This is a genomic window from Rhodanobacter sp. Root179 (assembly GCF_001428465.1).
GTDB lineage: Bacteria > Pseudomonadota > Gammaproteobacteria > Xanthomonadales > Rhodanobacteraceae > Rhodanobacter.
In genome coordinates this window covers 22,355-42,805 of record NZ_LMHR01000057.1, presented here as the reverse complement: position 1 = coordinate 42,805, position 20,451 = coordinate 22,355, and the positions used below count along the sequence as shown (strand labels likewise).

The following is a 20,451-nucleotide window of genomic DNA, read 5'->3' as shown; positions in this document are numbered from 1 at the left end:
TGAATTAGAGGCCGAAGAAATTGACTGCGCGCCATGGAACAAGATGGAGTTTTCGGAGAACCTGACTGAAATCAGAAAGCTAACCCGCAAAAAGAACCCCGATCAATTCCTCGTGGAATTGCAGGCAATCTGTGCAAGATCGGGTGTCGCAGTGGTGGTGGTTAGAGCCCCGGCCGGATGCAGGGCAAGTGGAGCCACCAAATTCATACGAGACGACAAAGCCCTGATTCTATTGAGCGCCCGCTACCTTTCTGAAGACCACTTTTGGTTTGCCTTCTTTCATGAAGCAGCGCACGTCCTGTTACATGGAAACAGAGCTTTTTTCCTTGAGGGCACCGGAGAGCTTTCCTCAAAGTACGAAGATGAGGCGAATCTGTACGCTGAAAAACTCTTGGTCCCTAAGCAGTTCCAGCAGAGACTAGGTCAATTAAGCGCGAGAAAACTTGAGATCATCAAGTTTGCGCGCGAAATAGGCATCTCAGCGGGGCTGGTTGTTGGGCAACTTCAGCATAAGGGCATCATCGGCCATCACCAGATGAATTCACTGAAGAGAAAATTCCGCTGGGCGGACTGAAGCAACGCGTCATCCTCGGTACGGAACAAAATTGTTGGGGTTTTTCTGCCAGTTGCAGATCGCGTCCTCGATGACACCCATATCCAGGTCCAACGCATCTCCAAGTTCCAACAACATCGTATCTAGCTGCGATTTGGAGATCTTGCCTTTTTTCGAACCAGTGAAGAGCAGCTTTGAACCTGTAAGTGGCCCAGTGGCTCCGCTCAAGTGGACCGAATCGGGCTTAAGGTCAGCGAGGCCAAGTTTCCCAATCATTCCCAAATAGTCGAACCTAGCTGTACGTCCGAAGCCGTCAACCACATCCATAGATTTAAAAAGCTTGGCGAAGGCTACGCGGGCATCACCTTTAGCATTCGCAATGGCGTCGTTAAAGAGGGCCTGATGGCCACCGTTTTCAAGAATCCATGCGACGTAGGTCTCAACTGTCACGCCTGTACAGTGAAGTTTTCGCCCCGAAAGAGAGATGTACTTGCGATGATTTCCGACGTAGCGTTTGATGTCCTTTTGGTGGCCTTCAAGCCAGAGGCTAAACGCGTGGGGGTCCACACTTACTCGCTCGAAGGTCCAGTTCGGACCTCCTAGAGCCCCGTAGACTTGCGCTGTCGTTGACCACTTTTGCTTGCCATGCTTACCAAACTGTGTGCCAAGAAAAACCAACCAACATGCTTCTTCAAAATTGCCTGCATTCTTGGCTACCACTGCTGCTCTGAACGGGTCAAAAAGGTCGCTGCTTGGATCAGCCCTTTCCGGCGCCAAAGCGCGTTGCTGAATGACGTCGGTGAAACCTACACGCCTGATACTCTCAACAATCTGTTGAGCAAACGCGTCACGAGCAATGTCTTCGGCCAAGCCGACGAGTTCATGGTTTGTAGCTGAAAAAACTCGAAGCTGATCATCCAACTCAGTTAAGAGAGAAAGGTCTTTCTGTCTCATACGTAGCCCGTGGAACATGCTTTCCTATCCATTTTGCGATCTCCGACTTAACGTCCTTGGTGACACCGAAGCTACTTTGGATGTTGTGGTTAAAGCCAAGAACAAGAACTTCGCGTCCCAAACTGACATGCCCCATACGGTGTACTTTGCCTCGGTATCCAATCCCAGGAACATCTGGAGTCGACCTTCTGGGAAGAGCCCAAGTTGGCATGACCTGATGGTTCAAAGAAACTCCAGCGGCACGCTCAAACCCTGCAACCACGGATGCTCCATTCAATATGAGGACCTTGATGGACGAATCTCTCACAAGGTGCCCTAGCGTATCGCCAGCATATGAAAGCAGCGCCAATCGTTGCGAGTTGGTCAACGTCATCCATTTCTCGGCTGTAGCAAATGGAATGAGGTCTAGATGGCATGCAAGGTCGTTTTGTCTCTCGTAATAAGAACACTTCGTTCCTACAATGATCTCATCAAGCCTTTTGAACCAACCATCATAGGGGTTGGCTTTGAAGTAAGTTCGACAGGATTCGGCCATAAGCTCAAGGTGCCTGTCTTTGGCCTTGGCCCAAGAAGACAAGCTCAACGATTTCAACGTATGAAATCGCCTGTTGGCGCCATCAAGTTCGTCACCACGAGCATCAACAAATTCTCGATTGCTTGGGTTCAACCCAAGCGTCGCGATCTTCGCCTGACCTAAGTCACCGAAGGATGGGATGGGGGAGCTCCATGGGATGACCCCTGCCGAGTGTAAAGCTTCGTCGCCTAGGAGCTTGACGAGCTCAAGAATATTTGCTTCTAACAACATTTTTGCATCCGAATTTTATTCGCTTGTGTTGAACATCGGAACCTGGATCGGCTTTTGATCCTCTGCCTTCTGTTCTAGTTTTCTGCGACGTTGATCAATGTAGGCGTCGTAGACCTTGCTGCTCATCTTCTTTTTCAGTGCGGTGATCGACCTTGTACTTTTTTCTTTCTTCGATATCGCAAAGATTTGAAGAAGCCTCAAGAGATCTTTCCAATACAGCTCAACATCCAAATTGTCGATTTCGAGAGGCGAGCCTGCACGCAAAGTTTTTTCCCAACGCACCATCTGCTTTATACGAGCCCAAGGGTCTCCCGGCGGCATGGGCGGCATCTCCTCCGTCTCTTGCCAGTCTTCTTTGAGATACTGCTTCGCACTCGCCAGATGCTTGTCGTATAGATGAAGACTTCCTACCATGTGCTTGTAGGATCCCAATTCGATGGCAAGACTTCTTGCCATCAATTCTTGGATCATTGTGAAGGCGAAGACATCGTGCGGAAGACCCATGAAAGCATCGTTGGACCGCATGTAGACATACATGTGCAATTGCTTCTTTCTAATTAAAAATTGCAAGGTGCATGTACACGGCACCTGTTCATGAGCAAGATCGCGAGCTTCAACAATTTGAACTACGGCTCTTCTCGACCAAGGTTTGCGACGAAGCAAATCGAGTACGTTCTCAATTTGACTTCGACCCTCTTTCGGGAAGAGCCTTGGCCCGTAGGCGCCATAGACCGTCCTCTTGTCAGTTGATTCCTCCTTGTACTTTGGTACGTAGTAAGCGATCTGCTTCAACGACTCGCTACCTGCCAGGTACCAAAGTAGCTCTCCAAGAGGACTGAAGATCAGGCCTCGTTTTTCCGTTCGGCTGAGCCTAGCCCTTGGGCGCGTTATCTGAAAAAGTACGCCGGTAATTTCACTGGATTCACCCCGACTAGCCTTGATACTCGTGGCCTCATCAGTGGTCAATTTCTTCAGTACGCGCCGAAGTACGTCGTCGAGGGTTTTTGCTTTGAAATACATCAAAGCACCTCACCGACAAAAAACTGAAAACTACGGGTATCCGCAGAGTGATCAGAACGGACCGTCGGCTTCATCACGATAGCCAGCCATCGTCCGGTGAACATCGCAAAGAGAGGTCGAGCGCCTACCCGCCAGAAATTTTCAGACGTTACGAGCATCCCGTCTCGACTCCCCCAGTCTAAAGATGACGTTCGACCTTAAGCGTAGCTCAGTTGGCAAATATCTTCAGCTGGAAACCTAAACAGACCGCCGTCTTCCATCCGGCTCCCTAGCCTTCTTGAAGGAAAAAAGGGGACGTTGCCAATTAAGTTCCCTGATGAAAGCGTCGCCCATGGAGTGGATACGCTGATGGTGGTGGCATCGGCCATCGTGCGATATCCCATTTCCTGCGCCGCCTGCGGCCGCATCAACCCCACAACGGCGGCTTCGCCACCATCAGCCAGAACGTGACGATCACGGCGAGGAACGCAGGCCAGCCCAGCGCGAACCAGGTGCGCATGCAGCGATGGTAGGCCGGCGGCAGGGCGGTGCCGTCGCGCAGCGCGGCGGCGGCGAGGTTGCGCGCTCGCCATTGCAGCCAGACCACCGGCAGCCAGCAGGCGCCGGCCAGCAGGTACAGCGGGATGGCGGCCTGCAGCCATGGTGTGTGCAGGTCGAAACCCATCAGGCGCATCAGCAGGTAGCCGGACAGCGGCTGCACGATCACCGCCGGGGTGGTGAACAGGAAGTCCGCGCGTACGGTCAGCCGCGTGGCCACCGCGATGGCGGGGAGCTGGCCGCTGCGGTGGGTGAACCACATGAAGAAGGCGGTGCCCAGTCCGGTGCCGAACAGCAGGGTGGAGGAGAGGATGTGCACGGTTTTCAGCAGCACGTAGGCATTCATCGGCGTTGTTCCGTCGCCAGCAACAGCGCCAGTGCCGCGATCAGCGGCAGGTTCTTCAGCAGGCCGCCGAACGGGTCCAGCCAGTGGACGGGCCAGGCGATGCCGATGCCGAAGGTGTAGCCGAGCAGCATCGCCAGCATCAGGCCCAGCACCAGATGCGGCCGCCAGCGCAGCAGGCACAGCGTGCCCAGCAGCAGGTCGGCGCTGGCGGTGGTGCGCGCCAGCGCGAGCAGGCTGCCGGCGGCGAGTGAACTGCCGGGCGCGGCGGCGACCACGTCGGTTGCCGGGGTCAGCCAGCCGACCGCGCCCGAACCGATCCACAGCAGAGCCATCGACACGCGCAGCAGCGGCAGGCAGAAATACAACCGCGCATGCCAGCGGTCCTGCACGTGGCTGGGCGCTTCGGCGAGCGCGCGTTGCAGCGTTCGTGGCTGCAGGCCGAGATGCTCGCGCAGGCGTGCGCCGGCATCGGCGGCGCCCACGTTGCCGCGTTCCAGCATGCGCCCGATGGTGTTGCCGAGCGGGCCGTTGCCGAGGTGTTCGCCCAGCGCACAGGCCAGTCGCACCAGCGGCATCGGCACGGCGAGCGTGCGCGCGCGCCCGAAGCCGAGCCAGCGTCGCCAGGCCAGCAGGTAGTCGCGCAGGGTCAGCACCTCGGGGCCGACCAGTTCGAGCACTTCGCAGGCTACCTGCGGCCGGGCCAGCGCCGCGACCACGGCCGCACCGACGTCTTCGGCGGCGATCGGCTGCAGCGGCTGCGCGCCGCGGCCGGGCAGGGGCAGCAGGCCGGGCAGCCCGGCCTGAGCACGCAGCAGCGAACTGCCCCCGTACGAGCCATGTGCGCTGTAGACCAGCGACGGGCGCAGCACCAGCCAGTCCAGTTCCAGCGCGGCCAGCGCCGCATCGGCACGATGCTTGGAGGCGATGAACTCGCCGTCGGCGGGATCGCCCAATGCGGAGACCTGGATCACCCGCCGCACGCCGGCCTGCACGCAGGCGCGGAACAGGGCCAGCGGCGCCTGCTCGTGCACCGCCGCGTAGCTGTCCGCGCCGCGCTCGCGCAGGATGCCTGCACAGTTGACCACCGCCTCGATGCCGGCGAGGCGGGGCAGCCAGTCCTCGCTGCGCACGTCGCGGGCCATGTCGCAGGCGATCGCGTCGAGTCCGGGGAAACGCGTGTCGAAGCGTGCGCCACGCACGGCGCAGACGACGTCATGGCCGGCCGCGACCAGCGCCGCCACGATGTGCGCGCCGATGAAGCCGTAGGCGCCGGTGACCAGCACGCGCATGGACACTCCCTGGTTTGCCTTGCGGGGAACGATGACGGTGCGCTTCAGGAGTAGCGGTCGGCCAGCCGATCCGTCGCCTGCACCAGCTGGTCGACGATCGCCGGGTCGGCGGCGCTGTGGCCGGCCAGCACCACGTGCAGGTCCGCCTCGGGCCAGGCCTGGCTGAGGTCGTATGCGCTCGTCATCGGGCAGATGATGTCGTAGCGGCCGTGCACGATGGTGGCGGGGATGTGCCGGACGCGCGCGATGTCGCGCAGCAGCTGGTTCGGTTCGAGGAAGATGCGGTGGCGGAAGTAGTGCGCTTCCATGATCGCCAGGCTCACCGCCTTGTGCGGGTCCTCGAAGTCGCCGCCGCCGTGGGGATCGTGCAGCAAGGTGGTGCTGCCGCCTTCCCATGCGCTCCACGCCTGCGCTGCGGCAAGCCGGGTCGCCTCGTCATTGCTGGTGAGCCGGCGCCAGTAGGCTTCCAGCATCGAGTCGCGCTCGGCTTCGGGAATGAAGGCGAGGAAGCGCGCCCAGCGCTCGGGGAAGATCTGCGAAGCGCCGCCATCGACTTCATTGAACCAGCGCAGTTCCGGTTCGCGGCCAAGGAAGATCCCGCGCAGCACCAGGCCGAGCACGCGCTCGGGATGCGTCTGCGCATAGGCCAGCGCCAGCGTGGAACCCCACGAGCCGCCGAACACCACCCAGCGCTCGATACCGAGCTGTTCGCGGATCGTCTCGATGTCGGCGACCAGGTGCCAAGTGGTGTTGTCGGTGAGTTCGGCGAACGGCGTGGATTGCCCGGCGCCGCGCTGGTCGAACAGCACGATGCGGTAGCGTGCCGGATCGAAGAAGCGACGGTGATAGGCGGACAGGCCGGCACCGGGGCCGCCGTGCAGGAACACCACCGGCAAGCCGTCAGGGTTGCCGCATTCCTCGACGTGCAGGGTGTGGATCGCGTCGACGGCGAGGCGATGGGTCTGGTAGGGCTCGATGGCGGGGTAGAAGTCGCGCATGGTGATCTTGGCGTGTCGCTGGAAAGGTGCAGCTTACGGGGAAATCGGCTTCGATGAAGTTCGACGCGGCGTGGACCCCACCCCTGCCCTCCCCTGCGGAGCAGGGGAGGGTATCCCGGCGGCGATGGAGTTTCGCGCGGCCCGATTTGCTTCTCCCTCTGCCTGCAGGGGGAGGCCGGGAGGGGCTCAGGCGTCGAACTGCAGCGCCGCGGTGAGGTCGCCGGGTGGCGGGCCGCCGGCGGCGATCATCGAGGCGTCGCGCAGTTTCAGGCCGGGCAGTTGCTTGAGGCCGAAGCGGCGGGTGAGGAAGCGCAGGATCGAGCCGGTGTCGTAGACGGTGTGGTCGACGAAACCCTTCTTCGCGTGGGGCGACACGATGATCGCGGGGATGCGCGAACCCGGTCCCCAGCGATCGCCCTTCGGCGGCGCCACGTGATCCCACCAGCCGCCGTTCTCGTCCACGGTGACCACCACCAGCATGTTTGGCCACAGCGGACTTTTCTGCAGCGCCGCTACCACCTGCGCCAGGTGTTCGTCGCCGGCATCCACGCTGGAATAGCCCGCGTGCATGTTGAGGTCGCCCTGGGGTTTGTAGAACGACACCGGCGGCAGCGTGCCGGCTTCGATCGCGGCGATGAAGTGGTTGCTGTCGGCGCGGTTGCCCACGCCGGCGTCGCGCAGGTGCTGCGCGCGTGCCGGCGTGCCCGGCGCGAAGCTGCGGAAGTAGTTGAGCGGCTGGTGGTGGATCTGGAAGTTCGGTATTTCCGGGAACGCCTTGTGGTCGCCGTCGCCATGGCCGTCCAGCGCCAGCTGCCAGCCGCCGGCGTACCAGGCCCAGTCGACGCCCGCGTCGGACAGCGCATCGCCGATGCTGGCGTGCACCTGCGGTGGCAAGGTGTTGTGGCTGTCCGGATCGGCGAAGCGCGGGTCGCGCTTGTCGTGGCTGAAGGCGGGCGCGTAGGCCGGCCCCATCGTGTTGACCGCCCAGAAGTCCGGCGTCAGTGCGTCGCGCGAGGCGAACTCCGGGCGACCCTGCATCGCGCTGGCGGGCGAATCCTCGGCCATCACGCGCTGGAGGCCGGTCGGGTCGTCGCCTTCGACGGTGGCGATCTGGATCTTCGCCGGGTGCCGGTCGGCGTGCGGGAAATACGGCGGCTGCGCGGCGGCCAGGTATTGATGGTTGAGGAAGGAACCGCCGAACGCGCCCATGAAGAAGTTGTCGCACAGGGTGAATTGTTCGGCGAGCTTCCACAGCCGCAGATTGGCCGCGCCGTCGCCGTAGTGGCCCATCGTCATCGCGCCGGTGTTGCCCCAGGCCACGAAGCCGTCGTTCCTGCCGCCGTTGATCTGCAGCTGGTTCTCATAGAAGCGGTGCACCAGGTCGCGGGTGATCACGCCGTGCGGCAGTGCGTCGCCCTCGGGCGTGCGCAGGACGAACGGGCGGTTGGGCAGGCCGCGGATCGCGTCTTCCCCGATCTGGTAGTGACGGCCGTCGACGGTCTGCGCGTGTGGCGCCAGGCCGCCCCATACCGGCGGCAATTCGTCGAGCAATCGACCATCGCGTTCGCGCTGGCGGTAGGCGGGCGAGTCGAGCGCCTGCAGCGGTTGCGCCAGTCCGGGGAAGTTCGCGAACAGGTTGTTGAAGCTGCGGTTCTCGGCGTACAGCACCACCACGTGGTGGATGTGCTGGCGCAGCTGCGCATCGAGTGCCGCGTCGCCTGCGCCCGGCGCCGTGGCTGCGCGGCGCTCGCCGAACGGCTGGCAGCCGCTCACGCCGAGCGCGGCACCGGCCATCGCGAGGCCGCCGAGCAGGCGGCGGCGTTGCGGATCGGCGGGCGCGCCGGTGGTGGTCGAAGGGGGCGGGGTGGTGGGCTTGTCGGTCATGGGATGGGTCGCAGGGGAGAGGGTCAGTCGCGTGACGCGGCGAGTGCAGCGTTCCACATCGCGCGGGTCAGCGGGCGGTGTTCGTGCGGCGTCTGCAGCACGATCAGGGTGGTGGTGCTGTTGCTGGCTCCGGTCTTGAGCAGCCGGTCGAGCACCGATTCCAGGTGGCCGATCGACATCGCCACCACGTGCAGCAGGGCGGAATCCTCGCCGGCCAGGCGGCGACACTCAAGCACCTCGGGGATGTCCTCCACCAGTGCGCCGATGCGCGCGCAGGTGACGCCGTCGCAACGCAACCGGATCATCGCGCTGATGCCGTAGCCCAGCCGCCTGGGGTTCACCGTGGCGCGGTAGCCGCTGATCACACCGGCTTCCTCCAGCCGCTTCACCCGCTCGGCGACCGCCGGCGCGGACAGCCGCACCTTGCGGCCCAGCTCGGCGTAACCCAGGCGCGCATCCTGCTGCAGCGCTTCGAGCAGCTGCCAGTCCTTCGCGTCCAGTTCGAGCTTTGATTCCATGACTTTCGATTCCAAGGCAGGATCAGGTATCGATGAATTCGATCGCTGGCGAAACGGCGTGAAACGCTTCGGTGCATTATTCCTCGGCGCGACCGGCAAGACTAGGATGCGCACTTCCCCGTTTCAGGAATGCGTCCCCATGGGTACCGTTGACCGTCTCGATGGCCGCGCGCTGCTGGCCATCGCGATCGCCCTGCTCACCTGGTCGTCGGCGTATGCCGCGATCGCCTATGCGTTGCCCTCGTTCACCCCGGGCGAGGTGGCCTTTGCGCGGCTGCTGACCGGATCGCTGTGTTTCGCCGTCCTGCTGTGGGTGAAGCGGGTGCCCCTGCCGGCGCCGCGTGACTGGCCGCAACTGGCGTTGCTCGGCGTGCTCGGCCTCACCGTCTATCACTTGTGCCTGAACTACGCCGAGACGCGGATCGCCAGCGGCACCGCCTCGATCCTGATCTCGCTGGTGCCAGCGGCCACCGCGGCGGTGTCGGCATTCTGGATCGGCGAGCGGCTGACCCTGCGCACCTGGATCGGCCTGGCGCTGGCCCTGCTCGGCACGGTGCTGGTGGTGCTGGCCAGTGGGCAGCGGGTGGAGGTGGACCCGCATGCGTTGCTGGTGCTGGTCTGCGTCGCCGTCTCGGCGATTTTCTTCGTGGGCCAGAAGGCACTGTTCGCCCGCAGCAGCATGGTCGGCGTCACCGCGTTCGCGATGTTCGCCGGCACGCTCGGCGCGCTGCCGTTCGGCTGGCATCTGCCGCAGGCGCTGGCGGCCGCGTCGTGGTCGCACATCGGCGCGCTGCTGTGGCTGGGCATCGCGCCCACCTTCGTCGGTTACCTGGCCTGGAACATGGCGGTGAACCGTGCCTCGGCATCGCAGGTCAGCAGCTTCATCTACCTGTCGCCGCCGATCGCGCTGCTGATCGGCTGGCTGTGGCTGCACGAAGTGCCGAACGCGCCGATCCTGGTGGGCGGCGCGGTCACCATCGGCGGCGTGGTGCTGGCCAACGCGCGGCGGCGGCCCGTGCGGGTCGCGCCGCCGATCGAAACCTGCGAACAGAATTGACCACGGGAGGTTGCACGACATGTACCAGTTGCACATCGCCAACAAGAACTATTCGTCGTGGTCGTTGCGGCCGTGGCTGCTGCTCAGCGAGCTGGGCATTCCGTTCGAAGAACACCTGGTGACGTTTGCCCAGGGCAACGGTGCCAGCTGGCAGGCATTCCGTGCGTTCTCGCCCAGCGGCAAGGTGCCGTGCCTGCACGACGGCGAGCGCGTGGTATGGGATTCGCTGGCGATCGCCGAATACCTGGCCGAGCGGCATATGGACGTCTGGCCGTCCGATCCGGATGCGCGTGCCTGGGCGCGTTGCGCCGCCGCGGAAATGCACGCGGGCTTCGCCGCCCTGCGCAACCGGTGCGGCATGAACTGCGGCCTGCGCATCCGCCTGCCCGACGAGCTGCCGGCGGCGCTGCAGGGCGACATCGCACGCATCGATGAATTGTGGAGCGAAGGGCTGGTACGGTTCGGCGGACCGTTCCTGGCCGGCGCGAAGTTCGGCGCCGTCGATGCATTCTTCGCGCCGGTGGCCTTCCGCATCCAGAGCTACGGCCTGCAGCTGGGCGCGCCAGCCTCGGACTATGCGCAACGGCTGCTGGCGCTGCCCGGCATGCGCCGCTGGTATGACGCCGCGCTGCAGGAGAGCTGGCGCGACGAGGAACACGAGCGCGAGGCGCGGCAGTCGGGCACGGTCTGGCAGGACCTGCGCGCGCCGGCGAGCTGAGGCGCGCCGCGCTCAGTTCAGCCGCGTCACGCGAACGACGGCGGGATCGTCGGCATGCTCCAGCAACAGGCACTTCACCCGCTCCTGCCACGCCTGGCCAAAGGCCGCGCGCTGTTCTGGCGTGGCTTTCGGATCGAGCGCCGCCCCCAGCAGCGGGCGCAGGCTGGCCGGTGCGGGGACATCGCCGAGATCCAGCTCCACCGACACGCTTCTCCCGTTGTCGCGTCGATGCACCCGCAGGCCTGCACCTGCGTCAGGCGTGGAGAAGTGCAACAGCGAATGCCGGGCGAAGCGGCCGGCAATGCCGTGGAAGCCGTTGGCCGCGGCGGCACCGGTGACCAGGGTGAACACCTGGCCGATCACGCCGTTGACGCCCTCGTCTTCCGCGCCGCTCATTTCCACGCTGACTCCGCCGCGTTCGGCGGGGCCATCGGGATAAAGCGCGCGCAGCGCGGCACGCGCCATCAGCCAGGCGCCGGCCACGGTGGGACAGGAGTGGCCGGCCAGCCGCACGGCGTCGATGTAGCGGTAGTCGATCAGGCCGTCGTCGGCCGCGCCAAGCAGGTCCGCCAGCGGATCGCGCAAGGTGATCGCCGGCGCCTCGTCGAAGAAGGGCGGGTAGCGCATCACTCCACCGGCAGGCCGGTGATGCCGAAGTCGATCACCACGGCGTCCGCATCGCGCTGGCGGTAGGTCACGCTGAGGTTGTCGCCGAGGCGTTCGCGCAACTGGGCGATCAGCGGAATCGGATCGTGGTCGTTGACGAAGCGCATCGTCTCGCCCGAACGCAGCGCGCCGATCGCGCCGAAGATCGCCGAATGGCGGAAGCGGCGGGCGACGCCGCGGGCATCGAAAAGATGGGTGTTCGGTTCTGCAGCGAGATCAATGGACATCTTGGTTGGGCTCACGGGGAAGAGGAGCCCAACATACGCCGCAAGCCGCGGCGGGCCACTGATCTGGATCAGCGCGCGTCTAGAATTTGTACGCGCGGTGGATCGCCACGATGCCGTTGGTGAGGTTGCGCACCTCGACGCGGCCGAAGCCGGCGCGCTCCATCATGCCTTTCAGGGTTGCCTGGTCGGGATGCTTGCGGATCGACTCGGCCAGGTACTGGTAGCTGTCGGCGTCGCCGGCGAACAGCTGGCCGAGCTTCGGCAGGATACTGAACGAGTGGAAGTCGTAGAGCTTGCCGAACAGCTCGCTCTGGACCTTCGAAAATTCCAGCACCAGGGCGCGGCCGCCGGGTTTCAGCACACGGCAGATGTCGGCCAGCGCCTTGTCCTTGTCGGTGACGTTGCGCAGGCCGAAGGCCATGGTCACCGCATCGAAGCTGTTGTCGGGGAACGGCAGCGCCTCGGCGTTGAGCTGGGCCCAGCGCAAGCCGGAAACCAGGCCGCGGTCGGTCATGCGGTCGCGGCCGACGCCGAGCATGGCCGCGTTGATGTCGCCCACCACGATGTCGCCCTGGTCGCCTACGACCGGCTTGAGCAGCGCGGCGATGTCGCCGGTGCCGCCGGCCAGGTCGAGCACCCGGTCGCCCCGGCGCACGCCGCTGGTGGCCACGAAGTGGCGCTTCCACAGCCGGTGCGTGCCGAACGACATCAGGTCGTTCATCAGGTCGTAACTGCGCGCGACCGAGGTGAACACCTGGCCGACCAGCTTCTGCTTGTCGCCCACGGGTACGTCGCGGAAGCCGAAGTGGGTGGTCGATTCGGGCGTGGTCTTGGGCTGTTCGTTCATGGCCGGCAATGCTACAGGAACGCCGTGGTCAGGCGTCGGGAGTGGGGCCGCGACGATCGTCGCCGCTGCGTCGTTCGTGTTCGTGCTGCTCGGCGTCGACGTGGCGCTGGTGCAGGTCGGCGGCGGAGGCGTCGTCGGGCAGCGCCATGGGCGGCGCGGGCACGGCATCGGCCGATTCTTCGGTGGCCGTTTCCCGCTCGCCGCCGGGGGTGATCTTCAGGATCGAATGGCGCACTTCGCGCGACAGGATCACCCGCGCATCGCGCACCATGCCTTCCAGCGCGGCGTCGTAATCGAGCTTGCCGTCGGCATCGGTCCACACGATGCGCCGCTCGCGCAGCTTCTGGATGAAGCCGCGAAACAGCGCCTTGTCGAAGAACTCCGGCGCGCTCAGTTCGTTGAGCAGGGACAGCCGCTGCGCGGTCAGCGTGCAGGCGCTTTCCAGTTCGCCGCCGCTCATCGTGTGTGGACCGTTCTTGGCCAGTGCGGCGATGGTGATGTAGTAGCGCTCGAACGCCTGGATCAGGCTGCGGGCGATCACCTTGAGCTGGAACGCGCCGTCGTCCTGGCCGGGGCTGCGCTCGAGGCTGCGGCCGTCGTTGGTGGACTCGAGCAGGCCGCGGCGCACGAAGAAGTCGATGGTCGCTTCCAGCTGCGCCACGAAGCCGTCCGCATCCCAGGGCAGGAACAGCTCGCCCTGGATGAACGGGTAGATGATCTGGCCCAGCCGCAGCACCGAGGCGCGCGACATGCGGCGGTTGTTGAGGAAGCAGCAGGCCACCCACGCCGCGGTGGCGTTGAGATGCAGCACGTTGTTGCGGAAGTAGCTGAGCAGCACTGCCTGTTCGGCGCTCACCGTCAGCACATCGCCCAGCGGATGCTGCACGCGCTGGATCCAGCCCATCTGTTCGCCGTAGGCGATGATCGCAGCCGGATTCATCGGCGTCAGCGTGACCCGGTCCGAGTACGGCAGTTCTTCCAGCATCGCCTTGCCCAGTTCCAGCTGGGTCAGCAGGTCGGCCTCGGCCATCGCGTGCTTGGGCGTGGCCAGCAGGGCCAGCGCCAGCAGGTTGATCGGGTTGACGTCGGCGGCGCGGTTGATGTTGATCTGGATCTGTTCGGCCAGCCGGTCGGTGACGCTGTTCAGCCATTCGGGCTTGACGTCGGGATCGGCGCCGGCGGCGCGCCAGTCGCTGCTGGCCGCGTCGAGCAACGGGGTCAGTTCGATCGGCTCGCCGAAGTTCAGCGCCACGTGGCCATAGCGCTGGCGCAGCACCTTGAGGCCGCGCAGCAGGCCGATCAGCGACTCCTTCTCCTTCGCCTGGCCGCTCAGCTCGCCGGCGTAGGATTTGCCTTCCATCAACTTTTCATAGCCGATGTAGACCGGCTGGAACAGCACCGGCCGGCGTGGCGCGCGCAGGAACGCGCGCACCGTCATCACCAGCATGCCGGCGCGTGGCGCCAGCAGGCGGCCGGTGCGCGAGCGACCGCCCTCGATGAAGTATTCCATCGGCACGCCGCGATCGATCAGCTGCGCCACGTACTCGTTGAACACCACCGAATACAGCGCGTTGCCCTTGAAGCTGCGGCGCAGGAAGAACGCGCCGCCGCGGCGCAGGATCGGCCCGATCACCGGCAGGTTGAGGTTCACGCCGGCGGCGATGTGCGGCACCACCACGCCGGACACGTGCAGCTGGTAGCTCATCAGCAGGTAGTCGGCATGGCTGCGGTGGCAGGGCACGTAGATCACTTCGTGGCCGGGCGCGGCGGCGCGGGCCTTGTCGAAGTGGTGCATCGCGATGCCGTCGTACAGCTTGTTCCAGAAGTTGCTGAGCAGGAACGAGGCCGAACGCACCACCGGATGCGAATAGTCGGCGGCGATTTCCAGCAGCAGCTTGTGCGCCTTGCGCCAGGCCTTGGCGTGGCTGATCTTTTCCTTGGCGGCGGCAGCGGCGATCGCCGCGCGCACCGGTTCGGCGTTCAGCACCGCGTCGACCACGGTGCGCTTGTGCGACAGGTCGGGACCGATCACCGCCGCACGGATGCGATGGAAATGGGTGCGCAGCACCCGGGCGACCTTGCGCGCGAAACGCTCCGGCGCGATCGTGCCGGACTCGTCCAGCATCTGCCGCAGCGACACTGGCGCAGAGAAGTGCACCACGGTGTCGCGTCCGTTCAGCAGCAGCGCAAGCAGGCGTCCGAAGCGGCCCACCATCACCCAGTTTTCCGAGAACAGCACGCGGAACCAGCCGCTGTCGCGGCTGGGCGCGCGACCGACGTAGATCGACACCGGCACGATCTGCACGTCGAGCTCGGGCCGGCCTTCCAGCGAATGCACCAGCTGGCGCAGCGGCTCGCTGGCGGCGCGCTTGCGGTTGCGTCCGAAGAGCCAGCCGTCGCGGCGGGTCAGCGCGAACACCGAGCGGCGCCGGCGGGTGCCGGACAGTGCCTGCATCGGGCTGGGCAGGCCGGCCTCGCGGCAGGCGCGCTGCAGGATCAGTGCGTCGGAAAAGCCGTCACGCTCGATCACGTAGCAGACCGGCACGCCGGCCTGCAGCAGGGTCGCCGGTTCGGCCGGATCGCGGCGGATGCGCACCCAGGGCTGCAGCAGCTGGCCGGCGAGGTTGAACCACCAGGGAGCGGGTTGGCGGGCAGGAGCGTCCGCGGTCGTGATCATGGGCATCCGCCTATTCTAACGGTTGGGCGGATCAGTCTTTCGTTACGGGGCTGGCCGCGGCGGCGACCGTACCGGCCAGGGCCGCCTGCTGCTGCAGCCGGGCGTGCGAGCGGCGGGCGTTCTCGAGCAGTTCCTCGTTGTACCAGCGACCGTTTTCCTCGACCATTTTCGCTTCGGCGGACAGCGGCTTGCCGAGCAGGGTGTAGTCGAGCTTCACCACGGCGTGGCCGTTGCTGTTCGACACCGGGGTGAAGCGGACCGAGTCCAGCGTCTGATCGATCGACAGGCCGTAGATCGCCAGCAGCTGTTTGGCGCCCGCGTAGCCGGTCGCGTACCTGGTCATGGTGGCGTCGAAATCCAGGCCGCGCAGCTGGTCGGCATCCTTGACGTCCAGCTTGCGCGCGGTGGCCACGGCCACGCCGATCGCCTGTTTCGCATGGGCCGCGTCGAACCACGGGGCCTGCTGCGCCCACGGCAGCAAGGTGTCCAGCACGCTGCCGAGCTGGGCTTTCTGCGTCTCGCCCAGGCTCGGGCTCCGCGCGATGGAACGCTTCAGGAGCGCCTCGCCCACGCTGATCAGCACCGGCAGCTGGTCCTGGTACTGCTGCTGCATCTGCGTAAGTTTCGGCTGCAGCTCCGCATACAGCGTGTTCTCCGCGTCCGGGGCCGTCAGCTTGCGCAGGGTTTCGCTGAAGCGGGCGCGCTGCGCGGCGCTGTCTGGCTGGGCGTGGCGCTGTTGCAGGGTCCAGTCCGCGCGCATGTTGGCGTAGTCGGCCGGCGGCAGCAGATGCCTCCACAGCCCGTTGATGTCACCGCTGCGGAGCAGGTCCACCGACGACTGCAGCGCCGCTTCCGGCGTGCTGCCGCCGGCCTGTGCCGGCTCGTCCTTGCCGTGGCAGCTGGCCAGCAGCAGGGTGGCGACGAGGGGCAGCAGGGCGTGACGCAGGACGGGCAGGCGCATCGAATCGGTTCTCGCGTGGGGAGCGGGCGCGGATGCGCCGCCTGGCGGGTAGGCGCGCAGGGTAAGGGCCGTGACGAGGTCGAGACAAGCGCGGCTGCAGGTTTTTGCGAAGCCGCCAAAAGAAAACCCCGCGGGCGCTGGCCTCGCGGGGAAATCCGGCAGAGCCGGAAGGGAAATGGCCTTGCCTGCAAAGCACTTCGGTCAGCAGGTGTTGGCAGCGAGATATTAACGATTCGTCAAAGCTGAGGCAACACTTTTCTTTTGTTCTACAAGTTATTGATTTAAAAATGAAATTCAATGCGTGCGCAAGGCCTCGATCTTCTTCTGGCGACGCTGCTCGGGCGAAGCGGACCAGTCGTTGCCGAACAGCGCCGGTTCCCACGAGCCGTAGGTGGGGTTGGGCAGCACGAACCAGCGCGTGCCGATCCACGGCAGGTAGTCGGCCACCGCCTTGCGCCGGCCGTCGAGCGTGTTCAGCGGCACGTCGACGAAGTCGCCGATCTGGTCGCCGAACTGCATCAGCACGCGATAGTGCCGGGCCACCAGCTGGCGGCGGCAACCCTTCTCCGAGCCGGCCTGTTCGCAGCCCTCGACCACGGTGCCAAGGCCCAGGAACGATTCCGGGCCGGCAACCGGCAGGCCGGCCTTGCGCAGGTTGGCCAGGGTGACCTGGTCCAGGTCCTTCGCGCGGTTGGAGATGTAGATCACCGCGATCCCGTGCTTCGCCGCAAACTGGGTGAACTCGACGGCGCCGGGTAGGGCGCGGGCGATGGCCTCGCGGCACCAGGCGGCCCATTCGGCCTCGTTGTATTCGCGGTTGCCCTGGATCATGCGGGCGGCGGACGGCGAGTTGTCCAGCACGGTTTCGTCGATGTCCAGGATCACGGCGGGCTTGAGGCCCTTCAGTGGCGTGGTGCGATCGTTGCGGCCCAGCGCATCCCAGTGGCGGTCACGCAGCGCGGCCAGCAGGCGCGACTGTGCGTCGCGGTAAGTCTGCAGGTAGATCAGGTCATGTTCGATCGCGTGCTGGCTCCACGCCACCGCATTGAGGTTGTCGTTGGCGGCGACCGTCGCCGTGGCGACAGGCACCGGCGCAGCAGGCGGCGCGACGGCCGCGTGCTGCGTGGGCGCGGCGGCGCAACCGGCCAGCAGGGCGAACGCGAGCAGGGTCGAGGGAAGGCGCAGTGACATGGGGAATCCTTGGCAAGACGGACTGGAGCTGGTGCGGTAGGACAGCATGAACGGAGTCTACGACAGTCGCATGGCGGGGCTGGCCGCGGCGGCGGCCTGCTGACAGACTGGCGTCCCCGCCGCCACGACTTCATCCGCATGGATTCTTCCCTGCCCGCCTCGCGCGCGCCTTCGCCGGCCATCCGTTACGCGAGCTACCTGCTGACCGCGGCGGCCCTGCTGCTGGTCATCGAAATCCACTTGCTGCCGGCGCTGCTGGCCGGCCTGCTGGTGTTCGAACTGGTCCAGGCGATGGTGCCGCTGCTGGGCCGGCGCATTTCCGGCGATCGCGCCCGCGTGGTGGTGGTGGCGGTGCTGGGCGCGGTGGTGGTGGGCCTGCTGATCCTGCTGATCCTGGGTGCGATCAGCCTGTTCCACAACGAGATCGGCAACCCGCAGCTGTTGTGGCAGCAGCAGCTGATGCCGCTGGTGGAAAAGGCCCGCGCGCAGTTGCCGCCGCTGCTGGTGAACAACCTGCCCGACAGCGTGGACGACCTGCGCGTGGGCGCGATCGAACTGGCACGCAAGCATGCGGCGACCCTGCAACTGGCCGGCAAGGGCGCGGTGCGGGTGTTCGTGCACATCATCATCGGCCTGGTGCTGGGCGCGATCGTGGCGCTCAGCCGCACCCGTCCCGCGCATCAGATGGGGCCGTTGTCCGCCGCGCTGAGCCAGCGTTGCCAGCGCCTGGCCGAGGCCTTCCACAACATCGTGTTCGCCCAGATCAAGATCTCGCTGATCAACACCGTGTTCACCGCGATCTTCCTGCTCGGCGTGCTGCCGTTGATGGGCATCCACGTGCCGCTGGCCAAGACCCTGGTGGTGGTGACCTTCGTGGTCGGCCTGCTGCCGGTGCTGGGCAACCTGATCTCCAACACCGCGATCGCGGTGGCGGGACTGTCCGTGTCGCTGGGCGTGGGCATCGCCGCGCTGGTGTTCCTGATCCTGATCCACAAGCTGGAATACTTCCTCAACGCGCGCATCGTGGGCACGCAGATCCGCGCCCGCGCCTGGGAGCTGCTGGTGGCCATGCTGCTGATGGAAGCCGCGTTCGGCCTGCCCGGAGTGATCGCCGCGCCGATCTACTACGCCTACCTGAAGAGCGAACTGGAAGCGGAGAACCTGCTGTAACCGCGGGCGATGCCGGGGTGAATCCCGGATCCCGACTCACCCGCCGGCCAGCATCGCCTTGATCCGCGCCATGTGCGATTCGGCGGTTTCGCGGGTCACTTCCTTGTCCGCTTCGGGGTCCTTGCCCTGCCAGTGCAGGTCCTCCTGCGGCAGTTCGTGCAGGAAGCGGCTGGGCTGGTTGCGGTGGACCTCACCGTAGCGTTTGGTCTGCGCGCACCACGACAGCGTCAGCAATTCCTTGGCGCGGGTGATGCCCACGTACATCAGCCGGCGCTCTTCCTCGACGCGGCCTTCGTCGATCGCGCCTTCGTGCGGCAGGGTGCCGTCTTCGCAGCCGACGATGAAGACGAAGCGGAACTCCAGGCCCTTGGCCGCGTGCATCGTCATCATGCGCACCGCGTTGCCCGGCTCGTCGCGATCGGCGTGGCTGAGCAGGGCCAGTTGCGAGGCGAGGTCGCCCGCCGTGTTGCCACCTTTCTGCATCGCGCGGAACCAGCCGGCCAGTTCCTGCAGGTTGCCCAGCTTGCGATCGCGCGCGCTGGCGTCGGGCGTGCTGGCGATGATCTGCGCGGCGTAGCCGGTGCGCTTCAAGATCAGTTCGACCAGGTCGGCGGCGTTCTCGTGCAGCGAGGCGCTGCGCAGTTCGTCCAGCAGGTTGGCGAACGAAGCCAGCGCCGCGGCCGGGCGCGGCGTGAGCTGGCGCAGCACGCCGTCGCTGCGGGTAGCGTCGAGCAGGGACGAGTGACGTGACTGCGCAAGCTGGCCCAGCTTCTCCAGCGTGGTCGCGCCGATCTCGCGTTTGGGCACGTTCACCACGCGCAGGAAGGCGGCGTCGTCGCTGGGATTGGTCAGCAGGCGCAGGTAGCACAGGATGTCCTTCACCTCGGCGCGGTCGAGGAAACTCAGCGCGCCGGTGAGGTGGTAGGGAATCCGCGCCAGGCGCAGTGCCTTTTCCAGCGGCCGCGCCTGGAAGTTGCCCCGGTACAGGATCGCCATGTCGTCCCAGCGCGCCTTGTGTTTCTCGGCCAGGGTGGTGGCGATCGCGGCCACGCGCTCGGCCTCGTGTTCGGCTTCCTTGCATTCCAGCACGCGGATCGGCGCGCCTTCGGGGTGCTCGCTCCACAGCTTCTTTTCGTGCAGGTGCGGGTTGTTGGCGATCAGCTTGTTGGCCGTGCGCAGGATGCGCTTGCCGCAGCGGTAGTTCTGCTCCAGCTTGATTACGCGCAGGTTGGGCCAGTCGCGGCCGAGTTGATCGATGTTCTCCGGGTTCGCGCCGCGCCAGGCGTAGATCGACTGGTCGTCGTCGCCCACGCAGGTGATCCCGCCGCGCTCGCCGGTCAGCGCTTTCAGCAGGCGGTACTGCGCGTCATTGGTGTCCTGGTATTCGTCCACCAGCAGGTAGCGGAAACGTTCGCGCCACGCCTCGCGGCATTCGGCGTCGGACTCCAGGATGCGCAGCGGCAGCCGGATCAGGTCGTCGAAATCCACGGCGTTGAACGCGCTCAGGCGCTGCTGGTACAGGTCGTAGATGGTGGCGGCCTCGATCTCGCGCGGGCTGCGCGCGGCGGCCAGCGCCTCCTCCGGCGACAGCCCGCCATTCTTGGCGCGGCTGAGCAGGTTGCGGATGCCGAACAGCACGTCGTTCTTCACGCCCTTGGGCGCCAGCTCCTTGACGATGCCGCCGCTGTCGTCCGCGTCCAGCACCGAGAAGCCGCGGCGCAGGCCGGCGCGCGCGTGCTCGATCTGCAGGAACTTCAGCCCCAGCGCGTGGAAGGTGCTCACGGTGAGCGCGGCCGCGTCCTCGCTGCTGACCAGCTTCGCCACGCGCTCGCGCATCTCCTTCGCGGCCTTGTTGGTGAAGGTGATGGCGGCGATCTTGTGCGCACTGAGCTTGCGGCGCTGGATCAGGTACGCGATCTTCTGGGTGATCACGCTGGTCTTGCCGGAACCGGCGCCGGCCAGCACGAGCAGCGGCCCCTCGCAGTGTTCGACAGCGGCCTGTTGTTGGGGGTTGAGCATGGATCGGAACAGTG

General features: G+C 65.2%; 19 protein-coding genes. 4 read left to right on the top strand and 15 right to left on the bottom strand.

Annotation, left to right across the window (positions count from 1 at the left end):
• Positions 1 to 574, top strand: a 574-nt coding sequence (locus ASD82_RS04565) for an ImmA/IrrE family metallo-endopeptidase (RefSeq protein ID WP_157599181.1), incomplete at its 5' end; no start/stop codon positions are given.
• A 9-nt stretch (positions 575 to 583) separates the two neighbouring features.
• On the opposite strand, the gene ASD82_RS17630 is transcribed toward ASD82_RS04565, so the two are convergent.
• The 8 genes from ASD82_RS17630 to ASD82_RS04530 form a co-directional block, all read right to left on the bottom strand.
• Positions 584 to 1,525 (bottom strand): hypothetical protein, encoded by a 942-nt coding sequence (locus ASD82_RS17630; RefSeq protein ID WP_157598759.1) that lies wholly within the window; start codon positions 1,523 to 1,525, stop codon positions 584 to 586.
• Complete coding sequence (locus tag ASD82_RS17295; RefSeq protein WP_200946051.1) at positions 1,476 to 2,312, bottom strand: hypothetical protein; 837 nt, start codon at positions 2,310 to 2,312, stop codon at positions 1,476 to 1,478. Before ASD82_RS17295 ends, ASD82_RS17630 begins: the two co-directional genes overlap by 50 nt.
• A 15-nt stretch (positions 2,313 to 2,327) precedes the next feature.
• Positions 2,328 to 3,332, bottom strand: coding sequence for a thymidylate synthase (locus ASD82_RS04555; RefSeq protein WP_056716076.1), 1,005 nt, complete (start codon positions 3,330 to 3,332; stop codon positions 2,328 to 2,330).
• A gap of 406 nt (positions 3,333 to 3,738) precedes the next feature.
• Positions 3,739 to 4,215 carry a DUF2269 domain-containing protein gene (locus ASD82_RS04550; RefSeq protein WP_056716074.1) on the bottom strand — a complete coding sequence of 159 codons (477 nt, stop codon included), beginning with the start codon at positions 4,213 to 4,215 and terminating at the stop codon, positions 3,739 to 3,741.
• Entirely contained in the window at positions 4,212 to 5,504 is a 1,293-nt protein-coding gene (locus tag ASD82_RS04545) for an NAD-dependent epimerase/dehydratase family protein (RefSeq protein ID WP_056716071.1), read from the bottom strand. Before ASD82_RS04545 ends, ASD82_RS04550 begins: the two co-directional genes overlap by 4 nt.
• A 44-nt stretch (positions 5,505 to 5,548) precedes the next feature.
• Positions 5,549 to 6,502 (bottom strand): prolyl aminopeptidase, encoded by a 954-nt coding sequence (pip, locus tag ASD82_RS04540; protein ID WP_056716068.1) that lies wholly within the window; start codon positions 6,500 to 6,502, stop codon positions 5,549 to 5,551.
• 186 nt (positions 6,503 to 6,688) lie between these two features.
• On the bottom strand, positions 6,689 to 8,386 hold the full coding sequence (gene acpA / locus ASD82_RS04535; RefSeq protein ID WP_056716066.1) for an acid phosphatase: 1,698 nt from the start codon (positions 8,384 to 8,386) through the stop codon (positions 6,689 to 6,691).
• A 23-nt stretch (positions 8,387 to 8,409) separates the two neighbouring features.
• Positions 8,410 to 8,904: an Lrp/AsnC family transcriptional regulator gene (locus ASD82_RS04530; protein WP_056716064.1), complete on the bottom strand. Its 495-nt coding sequence runs from the start codon at positions 8,902 to 8,904 to the stop codon at positions 8,410 to 8,412.
• A 139-nt stretch (positions 8,905 to 9,043) separates the two neighbouring features.
• Here ASD82_RS04530 and ASD82_RS04525 point away from each other — a divergent pair, with 139 nt between their 5' ends.
• Both ASD82_RS04525 and ASD82_RS04520 read left to right on the top strand, forming a co-directional pair.
• A complete protein-coding gene (locus ASD82_RS04525) occupies positions 9,044 to 9,961 on the top strand; it encodes a DMT family transporter (RefSeq protein WP_056716061.1) in 918 nt (305 codons plus the stop codon).
• 19 nt (positions 9,962 to 9,980) lie between these two features.
• Positions 9,981 to 10,679 carry a glutathione S-transferase family protein gene (locus tag ASD82_RS04520; protein WP_056716059.1) on the top strand — a complete coding sequence of 233 codons (699 nt, stop codon included), beginning with the start codon at positions 9,981 to 9,983 and terminating at the stop codon, positions 10,677 to 10,679.
• Between the two features lie 12 nt (positions 10,680 to 10,691).
• Here the strand turns inward: ASD82_RS04520 and ASD82_RS04515 are convergent, their stop codons facing one another.
• The 6 genes from ASD82_RS04515 to ASD82_RS04490 form a co-directional block, all read right to left on the bottom strand.
• On the bottom strand, positions 10,692 to 11,306 hold the full coding sequence (locus tag ASD82_RS04515) for a hypothetical protein (RefSeq protein ID WP_056716056.1): 615 nt from the start codon (positions 11,304 to 11,306) through the stop codon (positions 10,692 to 10,694).
• Positions 11,306 to 11,572, bottom strand: coding sequence for a DUF2249 domain-containing protein (locus ASD82_RS04510; RefSeq protein ID WP_056716053.1), 267 nt, complete (start codon positions 11,570 to 11,572; stop codon positions 11,306 to 11,308). Before ASD82_RS04510 ends, ASD82_RS04515 begins: the two co-directional genes overlap by 1 nt.
• Positions 11,573 to 11,651: 79 nt before the next feature.
• Positions 11,652 to 12,419 (bottom strand): bifunctional demethylmenaquinone methyltransferase/2-methoxy-6-polyprenyl-1,4-benzoquinol methylase UbiE, encoded by a 768-nt coding sequence (ubiE, locus tag ASD82_RS04505; RefSeq protein ID WP_056716051.1) that lies wholly within the window; start codon positions 12,417 to 12,419, stop codon positions 11,652 to 11,654.
• Between the two features lie 28 nt (positions 12,420 to 12,447).
• The gene (gene plsB, locus ASD82_RS04500; RefSeq protein ID WP_056716048.1) at positions 12,448 to 15,096 is read right to left on the bottom strand and encodes a glycerol-3-phosphate 1-O-acyltransferase PlsB; all 2,649 of its coding nucleotides are present in this window, start codon (positions 15,094 to 15,096) and stop codon (positions 12,448 to 12,450) included.
• A gap of 31 nt (positions 15,097 to 15,127) precedes the next feature.
• Complete coding sequence (locus tag ASD82_RS04495; protein WP_056716046.1) at positions 15,128 to 16,057, bottom strand: hypothetical protein; 930 nt, start codon at positions 16,055 to 16,057, stop codon at positions 15,128 to 15,130.
• A 294-nt stretch (positions 16,058 to 16,351) separates the two neighbouring features.
• Positions 16,352 to 17,248, bottom strand: a complete 897-nt coding sequence (locus ASD82_RS04490) for an HAD family acid phosphatase (protein ID WP_056716043.1) — start codon at positions 17,246 to 17,248, stop codon at positions 16,352 to 16,354.
• A 138-nt stretch (positions 17,249 to 17,386) separates the two neighbouring features.
• Here ASD82_RS04490 and ASD82_RS04485 point away from each other — a divergent pair, with 138 nt between their 5' ends.
• Positions 17,387 to 18,418 (top strand): AI-2E family transporter, encoded by a 1,032-nt coding sequence (locus ASD82_RS04485; RefSeq protein ID WP_056716042.1) that lies wholly within the window; start codon positions 17,387 to 17,389, stop codon positions 18,416 to 18,418.
• 36 nt (positions 18,419 to 18,454) lie between these two features.
• On the opposite strand, the gene ASD82_RS04480 is transcribed toward ASD82_RS04485, so the two are convergent.
• Positions 18,455 to 20,437: a UvrD-helicase domain-containing protein gene (locus ASD82_RS04480; protein WP_056716039.1), complete on the bottom strand. Its 1,983-nt coding sequence runs from the start codon at positions 20,435 to 20,437 to the stop codon at positions 18,455 to 18,457.
• Positions 20,438 to 20,451 lie beyond the last annotated feature (14 nt).

What these genes read in the sequence shown, in the direction of transcription:
- ASD82_RS17630 (WP_157598759.1), bottom strand. Translation starts at nt 1,525, where the DNA reads ATGTTCCACGGGCTACGTATGAGACAGAAAGACCTTTCTCTCTTAACT.
- ASD82_RS17295 (WP_200946051.1), bottom strand. Translation starts at nt 2,312, where the DNA reads ATGTTGTTAGAAGCAAATATTCTTGAGCTCGTCAAGCTCCTAGGCGAC.
- ASD82_RS04555 (WP_056716076.1), bottom strand. Translation starts at nt 3,332, where the DNA reads ATGTATTTCAAAGCAAAAACCCTCGACGACGTACTTCGGCGCGTACTG.
- ASD82_RS04550 (WP_056716074.1), bottom strand. Translation starts at nt 4,215, where the DNA reads ATGAATGCCTACGTGCTGCTGAAAACCGTGCACATCCTCTCCTCCACC.
- ASD82_RS04545 (WP_056716071.1), bottom strand. Translation starts at nt 5,504, where the DNA reads ATGCGCGTGCTGGTCACCGGCGCCTACGGCTTCATCGGCGCGCACATC.
- pip (WP_056716068.1), bottom strand. Translation starts at nt 6,502, where the DNA reads ATGCGCGACTTCTACCCCGCCATCGAGCCCTACCAGACCCATCGCCTC.
- acpA (WP_056716066.1), bottom strand. Translation starts at nt 8,386, where the DNA reads ATGACCGACAAGCCCACCACCCCGCCCCCTTCGACCACCACCGGCGCG.
- ASD82_RS04530 (WP_056716064.1), bottom strand. Translation starts at nt 8,904, where the DNA reads ATGGAATCAAAGCTCGAACTGGACGCGAAGGACTGGCAGCTGCTCGAA.
- ASD82_RS04525 (WP_056716061.1), top strand. Translation starts at nt 9,044, where the DNA reads ATGGGTACCGTTGACCGTCTCGATGGCCGCGCGCTGCTGGCCATCGCG.
- ASD82_RS04520 (WP_056716059.1), top strand. Translation starts at nt 9,981, where the DNA reads ATGTACCAGTTGCACATCGCCAACAAGAACTATTCGTCGTGGTCGTTG.
- ASD82_RS04515 (WP_056716056.1), bottom strand. Translation starts at nt 11,306, where the DNA reads ATGCGCTACCCGCCCTTCTTCGACGAGGCGCCGGCGATCACCTTGCGC.
- ASD82_RS04510 (WP_056716053.1), bottom strand. Translation starts at nt 11,572, where the DNA reads ATGTCCATTGATCTCGCTGCAGAACCGAACACCCATCTTTTCGATGCC.
- ubiE (WP_056716051.1), bottom strand. Translation starts at nt 12,419, where the DNA reads ATGAACGAACAGCCCAAGACCACGCCCGAATCGACCACCCACTTCGGC.
- plsB (WP_056716048.1), bottom strand. Translation starts at nt 15,096, where the DNA reads ATGATCACGACCGCGGACGCTCCTGCCCGCCAACCCGCTCCCTGGTGG.
- ASD82_RS04495 (WP_056716046.1), bottom strand. Translation starts at nt 16,057, where the DNA reads ATGCGCCTGCCCGTCCTGCGTCACGCCCTGCTGCCCCTCGTCGCCACC.
- ASD82_RS04490 (WP_056716043.1), bottom strand. Translation starts at nt 17,248, where the DNA reads ATGTCACTGCGCCTTCCCTCGACCCTGCTCGCGTTCGCCCTGCTGGCC.
- ASD82_RS04485 (WP_056716042.1), top strand. Translation starts at nt 17,387, where the DNA reads ATGGATTCTTCCCTGCCCGCCTCGCGCGCGCCTTCGCCGGCCATCCGT.
- ASD82_RS04480 (WP_056716039.1), bottom strand. Translation starts at nt 20,437, where the DNA reads ATGCTCAACCCCCAACAACAGGCCGCTGTCGAACACTGCGAGGGGCCG.